The organism is Geodermatophilus sp. SYSU D00758, assembly GCF_054049955.1.
In genome coordinates this window covers 1-11,379 of sequence record NZ_JBJGYK010000021.1, presented here as the reverse complement: position 1 = coordinate 11,379, position 11,379 = coordinate 1, and the positions used below count along the sequence as shown (strand labels likewise).

Annotated in this window: 13 protein-coding genes; 9 read left to right on the top strand and 4 right to left on the bottom strand. The window is 77.7% G+C overall.

The genetic code is table 11. The features are described from left to right. Window positions 1-9: 9 nt before the first annotated feature. On the bottom strand, window positions 10-675 hold the full coding sequence (gene cofC, locus ACI8AC_RS16135; protein WP_456898827.1) for a 2-phospho-L-lactate guanylyltransferase: 666 nt from the start codon (window positions 673-675) through the stop codon (window positions 10-12). 149 nt (window positions 676-824) lie between these two features. Here cofC and ACI8AC_RS16130 point away from each other — a divergent pair, with 149 nt between their 5' ends. From ACI8AC_RS16130 to ACI8AC_RS16115, 4 genes are read left to right on the top strand one after another with little or no spacing between them, the layout of a single operon-like run. Next, the gene (locus ACI8AC_RS16130) at window positions 825-1,628 is read left to right on the top strand and encodes a lysophospholipid acyltransferase family protein (protein ID WP_456898825.1); all 804 of its coding nucleotides are present in this window, start codon (window positions 825-827) and stop codon (window positions 1,626-1,628) included. Then, entirely contained in the window at window positions 1,625-2,620 is a 996-nt protein-coding gene (locus ACI8AC_RS16125; protein ID WP_456898823.1) for an NAD(P)H-dependent glycerol-3-phosphate dehydrogenase, read from the top strand. Before ACI8AC_RS16130 ends, ACI8AC_RS16125 begins: the two co-directional genes overlap by 4 nt. Window positions 2,621-2,659: 39 nt before the next feature. Beyond that, entirely contained in the window at window positions 2,660-3,805 is a 1,146-nt protein-coding gene (locus ACI8AC_RS16120; RefSeq protein WP_456898821.1) for a cystathionine gamma-lyase, read from the top strand. A gap of 4 nt (window positions 3,806-3,809) precedes the next feature. Then, window positions 3,810-5,456, top strand: coding sequence for a TIGR03767 family metallophosphoesterase (locus ACI8AC_RS16115; protein ID WP_456898819.1), 1,647 nt, complete (start codon window positions 3,810-3,812; stop codon window positions 5,454-5,456). A 65-nt stretch (window positions 5,457-5,521) separates the two neighbouring features. Here the strand turns inward: ACI8AC_RS16115 and ACI8AC_RS16110 are convergent, their stop codons facing one another. Next, window positions 5,522-6,283, bottom strand: a complete 762-nt coding sequence (locus ACI8AC_RS16110) for a CDP-alcohol phosphatidyltransferase family protein (protein ID WP_456898817.1) — start codon at window positions 6,281-6,283, stop codon at window positions 5,522-5,524. An 81-nt stretch (window positions 6,284-6,364) separates the two neighbouring features. On the opposite strand from ACI8AC_RS16110, the gene ACI8AC_RS16105 reads away from it, so the two are divergent. Together ACI8AC_RS16105 and ACI8AC_RS16100 are read left to right on the top strand one after the other, a co-directional pair. Further along, window positions 6,365-7,501, top strand: a complete 1,137-nt coding sequence (locus ACI8AC_RS16105) for a D-alanine--D-alanine ligase family protein (RefSeq protein WP_456898815.1) — start codon at window positions 6,365-6,367, stop codon at window positions 7,499-7,501. Beyond that, the gene (locus ACI8AC_RS16100; RefSeq protein ID WP_456898814.1) at window positions 7,498-8,151 is read left to right on the top strand and encodes a DUF7373 family lipoprotein; all 654 of its coding nucleotides are present in this window, start codon (window positions 7,498-7,500) and stop codon (window positions 8,149-8,151) included. The genes ACI8AC_RS16105 and ACI8AC_RS16100 overlap by 4 nt, the downstream gene beginning before the upstream one ends. 1 nt (window position 8,152) lies before the next feature. Here the strand turns inward: ACI8AC_RS16100 and ACI8AC_RS16095 are convergent, their stop codons facing one another. Together ACI8AC_RS16095 and ACI8AC_RS16090 are read right to left on the bottom strand one after the other, a co-directional pair. Then, window positions 8,153-8,692: a DUF3515 domain-containing protein gene (locus ACI8AC_RS16095; protein ID WP_456898813.1), complete on the bottom strand. Its 540-nt coding sequence runs from the start codon at window positions 8,690-8,692 to the stop codon at window positions 8,153-8,155. A gap of 66 nt (window positions 8,693-8,758) precedes the next feature. Beyond that, window positions 8,759-8,992 carry an Lrp/AsnC ligand binding domain-containing protein gene (locus ACI8AC_RS16090; RefSeq protein ID WP_456898811.1) on the bottom strand — a complete coding sequence of 78 codons (234 nt, stop codon included), beginning with the start codon at window positions 8,990-8,992 and terminating at the stop codon, window positions 8,759-8,761. A gap of 92 nt (window positions 8,993-9,084) precedes the next feature. On the opposite strand from ACI8AC_RS16090, the gene ACI8AC_RS16085 reads away from it, so the two are divergent. From ACI8AC_RS16085 to ACI8AC_RS16075, 3 genes are read left to right on the top strand one after another with little or no spacing between them, the layout of a single operon-like run. Beyond that, window positions 9,085-10,125: a thiamine-phosphate kinase gene (locus tag ACI8AC_RS16085; protein ID WP_456898809.1), complete on the top strand. Its 1,041-nt coding sequence runs from the start codon at window positions 9,085-9,087 to the stop codon at window positions 10,123-10,125. Further along, window positions 10,109-10,639: a GNAT family N-acetyltransferase gene (locus ACI8AC_RS16080; protein WP_456898807.1), complete on the top strand. Its 531-nt coding sequence runs from the start codon at window positions 10,109-10,111 to the stop codon at window positions 10,637-10,639. The genes ACI8AC_RS16085 and ACI8AC_RS16080 overlap by 17 nt, the downstream gene beginning before the upstream one ends. Next, complete coding sequence (locus ACI8AC_RS16075; RefSeq protein ID WP_456898805.1) at window positions 10,627-11,253, top strand: cytidylate kinase-like family protein; 627 nt, start codon at window positions 10,627-10,629, stop codon at window positions 11,251-11,253. The genes ACI8AC_RS16080 and ACI8AC_RS16075 overlap by 13 nt, the downstream gene beginning before the upstream one ends. Window positions 11,254-11,379 lie beyond the last annotated feature (126 nt).

Sequence of the window (11,379 nt, the reverse complement as noted above, 5' to 3'; positions counted from 1 at the left end):
GTGCCGCAGTCAGGTGAACGGCAGCAGCCGCAGCCCGGATCGGCGCAGGTCGGCGTCGCCGAGCAGCGCGGCGGTGTGCCGCCCCACGCCCAGGGCCAGGGCCTGCTCGAGGTCGGCGGGGGTGTCGACGTCGCGCGCCAGCCCCGGCCAGTCCCCGGAGAGCTCCCGGGCGCCGCCGGCCCGGTGCCGGGTGGCCGAGTCCCCCCCGAACGCCGGCGCGAGCGGTGCGTCCCGGGCGGTGAGCAGCGTCGTCCCGGTGCCCGGTGCGTCGGCGACGAAGCAGCGCGGCGCCGCCTCGGCCGCGGCCAGCGCGGCGGTCAGCTCGGCCGCGCGCAGCGCGGGCAGGTCGGAGGAGAGGGCGGCGACCGCCCGCGCCCCGCTGGCGCGCGCCCCGTGCGCCAGCGCCGGGTTGAGGCCGGCGTCGGGCTCGTCGGGCACCGTGCGGGCCCCCAGCCGGGTGGCGACGTCGGCCGCGGCCGGGTCGTCGGTCACCACCAGGACCGCACCCACGGCGGTCGCGGCCAGCGCCGCGGCCACGGTGTCGGCGAGCAGGGCGAGGACGACGTCGGCGTGCGCGCGCCCGGTCCGGTCGCCCAGGGCGTCGGTGAGCGGGGCCAGCCGCGTCTTGGCGCGCGCCAGCCGCTTCGCCGGGACGACGACCGACCACTCGATCACGGCCACAATGTGAGCACACCGGTGGCCGACGTCGTGGGCCGCGGGGGACCCGGTGCAGCGCTCGGGCCGGGTGAGGCCCAATGATGGGCCCGATGTCGATGGGCCCGGTGCCGCACCCGGGACGGGCCCGCGTGGGCGAGGAGGTGCCGGTGAGCCAGGGACGACCCCCGGTCGCACGGGGTGGGCGGACGCCGAACCGGTGGCGGACCCGGCGGCCCCTGCCGCCGGCGCTGTGGCTGTGCGTCCTCGTCGTCTACCCGCTGACCGTGCTGCTGTTCCGGCTCCGCATCCGGCACGTCGAGCGCTTCCCGCGCACCGGCCCGGTGATCGTCGTGGCCAACCACGTGTCGGTCCTCGACCCGCTCTCCTGCGCGCGGCTGGTCTGGGACGCCGGCCGGGTCCCGCACTTCCTCGCGAAGGCCTCGGTGTTCCGGGGGACGGCCGGGCGCATCCTGCGCGCCGCCGGGCAGATCCCGGTCGCTCGGGGGACCGCCGACGCCCGCGGGTCGCTCGACGCCGCCCGCGCCGACCTCGAGGCCGGCAACGTCGTGATCATCTACCCGGAGGGCACCGTCACCCGGGACCCCGACTGGTGGCCGATGGAGGCCCGCACCGGGGTCGCCCGGCTGGCGCTGACCACCGACGCCGTCGTCCTGCCCGTGGCCCAGTGGGGTCCGCAGCGGCTGCACGACTACCACACCAAGCGGCTGCACCTGCGGCTGCGCACCCCCGTCGACTACCTCGTCGGCGCACCGCTGGACCTCGACGACCTCCGGGCCGAGGTGCGGGCCGGTCGCCCGCTGACCGGTGACCTGCTGCGCGCGGTGACCGACCGGATGATGGTGCAGGTGCGCGACCAGCTCGCCGAGCTGCGCGGCGAGCCGGCCCCGGCGGTCTTCGCCCGCCGCCCCGGCCGCGCGCTGCCGGGGGACCTCCCCGGGGACGCCGCGTGACCCGGGCGGCGGTGCTCGGCGCCGGGTCCTGGGGGACGACGTTCGCCAAGGTGCTGGCCGACGCCGGCTCCGAGGTGGTGCTGCACGCCCGGCGGCCGGAGCTGGCCGCGGCGATCACCGAGCGGGGCGAGAACCCCGACTACCTGCCCGGCATCCGGCTGCCCGGCCGGCTGCGCGCCACCAGCGACCCCGCCGAGGCGCTGGACGGCGCCGGGCTGGTGGTGCTCGCCGTCCCCTCGCAGTCGCTGCGCGCCAACCTGACCGACTGGGCGCCGCTGCTGCCCCCCGACGGGGTGCTGCTGTCGCTGATGAAGGGCATCGAGCTGGGCACCACCAAGCGGATGAGCGAGGTGATCGGCGAGGTCACCGGCGCCCGCCCCGACCGGGTGGCGGCCCTCTCGGGGCCGAACCTGGCCCGGGAGATCGCCGAGGAGCAGCCCGCGGCCACCGTCGTCGCGTGCGCCGACGCGGCGCGGGCCGCGCAGGTGCAGGCCGCCTGCCACACGCCGTACTTCCGGCCCTACACCAACCAGGACCTGGTCGGCTGCGAGCTCGGCGGCGCGGTCAAGAACGTCATCGCGCTGGCCTCCGGCATGGCCGAGGGCCTGGGCTTCGGTGACAACACCCGCGCCTCGCTGATCACCCGCGGCCTGGCCGAGACCGCCCGGCTGGGCCTGGCCCTGGGTGCCGAGCTGACCACCTTCGCCGGGCTCGCCGGGCTGGGCGACCTGGTGGCCACCTGCAGCTCGCCGCTGTCGCGCAACCGCACCTTCGGGGAGCGCCTGGGCCGCGGGATGTCGCTGGAGGAGGTGCAGGCCGCCACCCGCCAGACCGCCGAAGGGGTCAAGAGCTGCCGCCCGGTGCTCGACCTGGCCCGCGCGCACGGGGTCGACATGCCGCTCACCGAGGCCGTCGTGCGGGTCTGCCACGACGGCGCGACGGCCGCGCAGATGGTCAAGGAGATCATGTCCCGGGAAGCCAAGCCCGAGTGAGGGAGCCGCAGTGAGGACGCGAGACCTGGCGCAGCAGCGGTGACCGACCCGGGCTGGGGGGACGGCACCCGGTCGGTGCGCGCGGGCGAGCCGGACCCCGTGGCCGGGGCGCCGCTGCGCCCGTCCCCGGTGTTCGCCGCCCCCTTCCACCTCGCCGACGCCCCGCCGCGGGCCGGGGGCGCCGACGCCTACGCCCGCACGGAACACCCGACCCTGCGCGCCTTCGAGGCGGCGGTGGGTGAGCTCGACGGCGGCCGCTGCCTGTCCTTCGCCACCGGGATGGCCGCGATCAGCGCGGTGCTGCTGGCCACGGTCCGCGCCGGCGACCGCGTCGTCCTGCCCGCGGACGGCTACTACGCCACCCGCCTGCTCGCCCGCGACGACCTCGAGCGCCTCGGCCTGCGGGTCGAGACCGTCGCGACGCCCGAGATCGGCGCGGCGGCGGCCCGGGGCGACCTCGAGGGGGCCGCCCTGGTGCTGCTGGAGACCCCGAGCAACCCGCTGCTGGACGTCTGCGACATCGCCGCGGTCGCCGCCGCCACCCGCGCCGCCGGCGCGGTGCTGGCCGTCGACAACACCACCGCCACCCCGCTGGGGCAGAAGCCGCTGGCGCTGGGCGCCGACATCACGGTCGCCAGCGACACCAAGGCCCTGACCGGCCACTCGGACCTGCTGCTCGGGCACGTCAGCACCGCCGACGAGGCCCTGCACGCCCGGCTCAGGGGCTTCCGGGACCGCACCGGGGGCACGCCCGGCCCGTTCGAGGCGTGGCTCGGCCACCGCTCGATGAGCACCCTGGACCTGCGGCTGGCCCGCCAGGCGCAGACCGCGGCCGCGGTCGCCGACCTCCTGGCGCGGCACCCGGCGGTGACCGGCGTCCGGTGGCCGTGGCGGCCCGGGGACCCCTCGTCCGCCCTGGCCGCCCGGCAGATGCTGCGGCCCAACGGGGTGGTCTCCGCCGAGCTGGCCGACGAGGCCGCGGTCGGCCGGCTCCTGGCCGCCAGCCGGCTCTGGACGGCGGCGACCAGCTTCGGCGGCGTGCACAGCACCCTGGACCGCCGGGCGCAGTGGGGCGGGGACGCCGTCCCGCCCGGGTTCGTCCGGCTCTCCTGCGGCATCGAGGACACCGCCGACCTCGTCGCCGACCTCGCCGCCGCGCTCGACGCCGCCCACGGTCCCCGCTGACGCCGTGAGCGGGACGACCCTCGACCGGGTGCTCGGCGCCGGGCCCGTGCTGCGCCGCGGCCGCGACACCGACTACCGCGCGCTCGACTGGCACCCGGGCGAGCCGCACCTGACCCGCCGGGAGCTCGTCGGCCCCACCTGGACGCCGCCGCGGACCGGCCGCCGGGCCCGGGCCTGCCTGGCGCACGTGACCGACCTGCAGCTGGCCGACGTCTGCTCACCGGCCCGGTTCGAGTACTTCCACGGGCACTTCGCCGACCCCCGCATGCGCGCGCTCGTGCCGATGCACCGGCCGCAGGAGGCGATCACCGCGCACGCCGTCGAGGCGCTGGTGCGCACGCTCAACCGCGTCGGCGGCGGCCCCGCGACCGGCTCCCCGGTCCAGGTGGTGCTCACCACGGGGGACGCCATCGACAACGCGCAGTGGAACGAGCTCACCCTCCTGCTCGACGTGCTCGGCGGCGGCCCCGTCTCCCCGGGCGCCGGCCTCACCGCCTACGACGGGGTGCAGGCGGTGGGCTGGCCGCACGACCTGTTCTGGCGGCCCGACGGCGGCGGCGAGCCCGACCTGTGGCGTGCCCGGTACGGCTTCCCCCACCGCCCCGGCCTGCTCGCGGCGGCCTTCGCCCCGTTCGTCGCCGAGGGGCTGCGGTTGCCGTGGCTGGGCTGCCACGGCAACCACGAGGCGCTGGTCGCCGGGGTGGGGGTCCCGACGCCGGCGCTGGCCGAGCTGCTGCCGGCCGGCCGCAAGCCGGTCGAGATCGGCCCGGACGTGCAGCTGGACGACGCGCTGGCCCTCTTCACCCGGTCCTCGGAGGCCTTCACCACGGCCGGGGCGCGCACGGTCGCCGCGCTGGCCGGGCGCCGGTTCATCGGCCGGCGCGAGTTCGTGGCCGCGCACCTGGCCGACGGCGGCGAGCCGGCCGGGCACGGCTTCACCGGGGACAACCTGCGCGACGGCACCGCCTACTACGCCTGGGACGGGCTGCCCGGCGTCCGCGTGATCTGCCTGGACACCACCCGGGTCACCGGGGGCGGGGACGGCTCGCTGGACGCCGTCCAGGGCCGCTGGCTGGAGGAGCGGCTGCGGGAGGTCTCCTCGGCGTACCGGGCCCCCGACGGGACCCTCGTGCGCACCGGCAACGAGGACCGGCTGGTGGTCCTGACCTCGCACCACGGGTCCTCGACGCTGGCGCGGGAGGACCCCCTGCGCCCGGGGGAGGAGGCCTGCGCGCTCGGCGGCGCGGAGCTGCGGGCGGTGCTCCACCGCCACCCCAACGTGGTCCTGTGGCTCAACGGGCACACCCACGTCAGCCAGGTGCGCCCGTGGCCGGCGCCGGGCGAGCCCGGCGGCGGGTTCTGGGAGGTCACCACCTGCGCGGTCGTCGACTGGCCCGGTCAGGCCCGGCTGGTCGAGCTGCTCGACAACGGCGACGGGACGCTCTCGCTGGTCTGCACGATGGTCGACCACGACAGCCCCGCCCGCCCGCCCGGCCCGTTCGAGCCGGCGGCGCGCCGGCCGCTCGGGCTGGCGTCGCTGCACCGCGAGCTCGCGGCCAACGTGCCGTGGTCGGGGCTGGACGCCGGGCTGTCCGGGCGCCCGACCGACCGCAACGTCGAGCTGGTGCTGCGCGCTCCCTGGACCCGCTGACCCGCTGACCCGCGGCCCGGGAAGCTCTGCCCACGCCAGGCGCCGGGCGACGCGGGTACCGCCTCCTACGCCGCGCGGTCCCCGTCCTCCTGCCGGCGGCGGGCCGCCGCCCGCGCGGTGAGCCACAGGCTGACCCCCAGGTAGTACGCGACGTAGGCCAGCGACAGCACGGCCACCACCGGCGACGGGTCGGGGTACTGCAGCAGCAGGACGACGTAGGTGACCACCCAGCCCGCGGTCAGCACCAGGCTCAGCCCCTGCAGCACCGGCGTCCGCGACGGGTACAGGTAGCGCACCGGGACGAACACCAGCACCGAGCACACCACGAGGACGGCGGCCACGACCCCGGGCGGGACGTCGAGGACGACGGCGTAGAAGGCGACCACGTTCCAGTAGCTCGGGAAGCCCAGGAAGGTGTGGTCGTCGGTCTTCGCGTCGACCCGGCAGAACTGGTAGCAGGAGGCCAGCAGGGGCAGCGCCGCCACCACCCACCCGGTGGCGCCGCCGGGCAGCGACCCGGTGGTCCACAGCAGCACGACGGGGGCGAAGGCGTAGGTGAGGTAGTCGACGATGTCGTCGAGGCGGGCGCCGTCGAACCAGGGGATCGTCTCCTTCACCCGCGCCCAGCGGGCCAGCGTCCCGTCGGTGCCGTCGACGACGAGGGCGGCGAGGAGCAGCCACAGGGCGGTCACCGCCTCGCCCTCGACGGCGGCGAGCACGACGAGCAGGCCGAGGACCGAGCCGGCGGCCGTGTAGGCGTGGACCGCCGCACCGGCCAGGCGCAGCCCGAGCGGAGCCGGGGCCGGCCCGGCGGCGGGAGCGTGCATGGGGGTCGAGGGTCGCACAGGCCCGCCGGGGTCCGCCCGTCGCGCCGGGGCCGGCGCCGGCCTCGACTAGGGTCGGCCGCGATGAGCGGACAGGCAGGCAAGCTGCGCGTCGCGGTGGTCTTCGGCGGACGCAGCGCCGAGCACCCCATCTCCTGCGTCTCCGCCGGCGCCGTCCTCGACGCGCTGGACCCGGACCGCTACGAGACCGTCCCGGTCGGGATCACCCGCGCCGGCGGGTGGGTGCTGCCGGAGCCCGGCCAGCGGATGGCGATCGTCGACGGCGAGCTGCCCGAGGTGCGCGGCGGGCGCCCGGTGACGCTGGTCGGCGACCCCTCCGGCCGCGGGCTGCTGCCCCTCGACGGCGGCCCGGTGGTCCGCGTGGACGTCGTCTTCCCGGTGCTGCACGGGGCCTTCGGCGAGGACGGCACCATCCAGGGGCTGCTGGAGATGAGCGGGCTGCCCTACGTGGGCTCCGGCGTCCTCTCCAGCGCCGCCTCGATGGACAAGGAGGTCACCAAGAAGCTCCTGGCGGCCGCCGGCCTGCCGCAGGGCGACCACGTCGTCCTCCGGGACGCCTCCGGCGGGCTCTCCGCCGATCCCGCGGCGCTGGACGACGCCGCCCGGGAGCGGCTGGGCCTGCCGGTGTTCGTCAAGCCGTCCCGGGCCGGGTCGAGCATCGGCATCAGCCGGGTCACCGACTGGGCGCAGTTCCCCGAGGCGGTGGCCACCGCCGCCGCCGTCGACCCGAAGGTGGTCGTCGAGGCCGCGGTGCCGGGGCGCGAGATCGAGTGCGGCGTGCTGGCCGGTCCGGGTGGGGGGCCGCCGGAGGCCAGCCTGCCCGCCGAGATCCGGCTGCGGCCGGGCACCGACTGGTACGACTTCACCGCCAAGTACCTCGATGACGCCGTCGACTTCGACGTCCCCGCGCGGCTGACCCCGGAGCAGACCCGCGCCGTGCAGGAGGCCGCCTGCCGGGCCTACCTCGCGCTGGAGTGCCAGGGGCTGGCGCGGGTGGACTTCTTCCTCGGCACCGGCCCGGACGGCGCCGACCGGCTGGTGGTCAACGAGGTGAACACGATGCCGGGGTTCACGCCGATCTCGATGTTCCCGCGGATGTGGTCGGTGAGCGGGGTCGAGGCGCCGGCCGTGGTCGACCGGCTGGTGGCGGCCGCGCTCGCCCGCCGGCTCCCGACGGCCGACGGAACGCCGCTCAGGTGACCCGGCCGCGCGGGGCGGTCGGCGCAGGGGTGGTGCTGCCGGTCCTGGCGGCCCTGCTCACCGGGTGCACCTCCAGCGTCGAGGGCTCGGCCACCGCCGCCCCGCCGGCGCCCCCGCCCGCGGCCCCGGCCGAGCTCGAGGAGCTGATCGTCGACGCCGTGCACTCCGGGCTGCCGCGCATCCCCGACGCCGAGCTGGACCCGCCGGCGGGGGAGAAGTCCGCCGAGGACCTCGCCGCCTACGCCGACGACCCCGCGCGGGAGCGGGAGGTGCTCCACGACTACGGCTACCGGCACGGCTGGGAGCGGTTCTGGGGGACCGGCCCCGAGCAGCTGACCAGCGTCTTCGTCGACCAGTTCGAGACCCGGGCCGGGGCGGGGGCCTACGCGGCCGACCTGGCCGGCAACGACGCCGAGCACTACGACGGCGTGCTGCGGGAGTCACCGCCGCACCTGCCGGGCGGGTGCGCGCTGCTGACCGTGGACCAGCCGCCGCCCGCGACGGACCTGGCCGGCCCGGCGGCCTTCGCCTGGTGCGCGCACGGGGTGTTCAGCGTGGGGGTCAGCGCGGTGGCCGGGACGCTGGAGGCGGCCACGGCGGAGGTCACCGCGGTGGTGGAGGCGCAGCTGGCGCTGCTGCCGCCCCGCTGAGTCACGGGCCGGGGTCGAGCTCCTGGGCGGGCAGCGTGCCGGCGATGACCGGGCCCAGCGCGGTCACGGGGGCGCTGTCGGTGTCGGGGCTGACGGTGACCTGGACGTAGACCGGGCGGTCGACCGCCGTCCAGACGATCTCGCCGGGGTCGGAGGTGTCCACGTACCACTGGACGCCGTTGATCTGGATCAGCGGCGAGTCGGCGACGAAGCCCTCCGGGCGGTCGACGCCGCACACCAGCACCACCGGTGGGTCGCCCCAGGCGTAGGCGACGGGCCGCTCGGAGCGCACCGGCCGGGACACCTCGCCGGCCAGCTCGAACGGCAGGGCCTCCATGAGCTCGAGGCAGGCCGCCTCGGTCTCGGGCGAGAGCTCGGGGACCTCGACGTCCAGCGGTGGCAGGTCGGCCCGCTCGGTGGCGGGCGCACCGGCGACCTCGGCGGGCGCGTCGCCGTCCTCCGGGTCGTCCGCGGTGATCCGCAGCAGGACGGCCAGCGCCAGCACGAGCGGCAGGCTGACGGCCAGGGCCACGATCGCCACCCGGCGCAGCGGGTCGTCGGGCCGACCGCGCCCGCCGGGCGCCGGGGGAGGCTGCTCGCTCAGCGGTCAGATGTTGACGACGGGGCAGGTCAGCGTGCGGGTGATCCCGTCGACCGACTGCACCCGGGCCACGACCAGCCGGCCGAGCTCGTCGACCGTCTCGGCCTCGGCGCGCACGATGACGTCGTAGGGGCCCGTGACGTCCTCGGCCTTGGTCACCCCGGCGATCCCGCTGATCGTGGAGGCGACCTGGGCGGCCTTGCCGACTTCGGTCTGGATCAGGATGTAGGCGTGGACCACGGGAGACCCTTCCTCGGGCAGCGCTGCCGGTGCGACGTCCGCGCAGGCCGGCGGACACCTCGGCAACCTACCCCAGCGGGCGGGAGGAGCCGGTGACACGGCCCCGTCCGCTCGTGCCCCGCGACGACCCGGCCGACAGCGTCCGCGTCGTCGGGGAGTTCGGCGTGATCGCCCGGGTCGTGGCCCGGGCCGGCCGGGCGCGGGTCGCCGAGGTCGGGCCGGGGGACGACGCCGCGGTGCTGCGCGCTCCCGACGGCCGCGTGGTCGCCACCACCGACGTCCTGGTCGAGGGCCGGCACTTCCGCCGCGACTGGTCCTCGCCCGAGGACATCGGCCACAAGGCCGCCGCGGCCAACCTGGCCGACGTCGCGGCGATGGGCGGGGTGGCCACCGCGTTGCTGGTCGGCCTGGCCTGCCCGGCCGACACCGCGACCACCTGGCTGGAGGGCGTGGCGGCGGGCCTGGCCGCCGAGTGCGCACCGCTCGGGGCGGCCGTGGTCGGGGGCGACACGGTCGCGACCGCGCCGGGCAGCGGCGCCGTCGTCCTGTCGGTCACCGCGCTGGGGGACCTGGGCGGCCGGGCGCCGGTGCTGCGTTCCGGGGCCCGCCCCGGTGACGTGCTGGCGCTCGCGGGGCGGCTGGGCTGGTCGGCCTGCGGGCTGGCGGTGCTCCGCCGCGGCTTCTCCAGCCCGGTCGCCGTCGTGCAGGCGCACCGCCGGCCGACGCCGCCGTACGGCGCGGGCCCGGCCGCCGCCGGCGCCGGCGCCACCGCCATGTGCGACGTCAGCGACGGCCTGCTCGCCGACGCCGGCCACCTCGCGGAGGGCAGCGGTGTGGTCGTGGACGTCGACCGGGCCGCGCTCGTGCGGGCCACGCTCGAGCCGACCGGCCCGCTGCAGCAGGTGGCGGCCGCGCTCGGCGGTGACCCCCTGGCGTGGGTGCTGACCGGTGGAGAGGACCACGCGCTGCTGGCCACCTTCCCGGCCGGGACGGAGCTGCCCGCCGGCTGGGCCGCCGTCGGGGCGGTGCGGGAGGCGCCGGGCGGCGGCGCGGTGACCGTCGACGGGGAACCGGCCGCAGCGGTCGCCGCGGCCGTCGGGGCAGGGGGGACCGGTCATGCCCACTTCCGCTGAGGCGCTGCTGCCGGGCGGGGACGTCGTCCGCCTGCGGGCCGTGCCCTACGACGACCCGGTGGCGCGCAGCCTGGTGGCCGCGGTGCAGCAGGAGTACGTCACCCGCTACGGGGGCCCGGACGAGGCGGTCGTCGACCCGGCGGAGTTCGACCCGCCGGCCGGGCTCTTCCTCGTCGCCGAGGTCGGGGGCCGGCCGGCCGGCTGCGGGGCCTGGCGGGTGCACACCCCCGGGGTCGTGGAGGTCAAGCGGGTCTACGTGGCGCCGGGGTTCCGCCGCCGCGGGCTGGCCCAGGTGCTCATGGCCGAGCTGGAGGCCAGCGCGGCGCGGGCGGGCCACCGCGCGGTCGTGCTCAACTCCGGGAACCGGCAGCCGGAGGCCCTGGCGCTCTACACGGCGCTGGGGTACGGCCCGGTCCCCGGGTACGGGGTGTACGCGGAGTCGCCGGGGGCGGTGTTCCTCGGCCGGGAGCTGCGCCCCGCGGGGCAGGAGGGAGGTGGACCGTGGGCGTCGTGACGGTGTCGGCCTCGTACGGGTCCGGTGGCGCCGAGGTCGGCCCGGCGGTGGCCGAGCGGCTCGGGCTGACCTTCCACGACCGGGCGATCCCGGCGCAGGTGGCCGGGCGCCTCGGTGTCCCGGTCGCCGAGGCCGAGGCCAACGACGAGCGGGTCCTGCGCGGCCTCTGGCGGCTGGTGGCCTCGCTCGGGACGATGCCGGACCCGGTGGGTGGCGTGGTCCCGGTGGCAGCGCTGCCCGACGAGCGGTCCTTCCGGCAGCAGACCGAGCGGGTCCTGGCCGAGATCGCCGACGGGCCCGGTGGCGTGGTGCTCGGCCGGGCCGCCGCGTTCGTCCTCGGGGACCGGCCGGACGCCCTGCACGTGCGCCTGGACGGCCCGCCGCAGCGGCGGCTGGAGCTCGCCGTGCTGCGGACCGGGCGGCCGCTGGAGGAGGTGCGCCGGGAGATGGCCGGCAACGACGCGGCCCGCGAGGCCTACGTGCGCCACTTCTACCGGTGCGAGCCGTCGGACCCGCGCGGCTACCACCTGGTGGTGGACAGCACCTGCCTGCCGCTGGAGACCGTGGTGGAGCTGGTGGTCACCGCCGCCCGCGCCCGCGGCATCGGCGGCTGACCGGCGCGAGGAGCCAGGTCGGCGTCCGCGGTGGTACCGCTGCTCGCCGGGAGGTCGGTCGCAGGGGGTCGGTGGCGCGTGCGCGCTCGTCCACTCCCGGCCGGGGTCCGGGGGTGGACGAGCGCG

What these genes read in the sequence shown, in the direction of transcription:
- ACI8AC_RS16110 (WP_456898817.1), bottom strand. Translation starts at nt 6,283, where the DNA reads ATGCACGCTCCCGCCGCCGGGCCGGCCCCGGCTCCGCTCGGGCTGCGC.
- ACI8AC_RS16105 (WP_456898815.1), top strand. Translation starts at nt 6,365, where the DNA reads ATGAGCGGACAGGCAGGCAAGCTGCGCGTCGCGGTGGTCTTCGGCGGA.
- ACI8AC_RS16080 (WP_456898807.1), top strand. Translation starts at nt 10,109, where the DNA reads ATGCCCACTTCCGCTGAGGCGCTGCTGCCGGGCGGGGACGTCGTCCGC.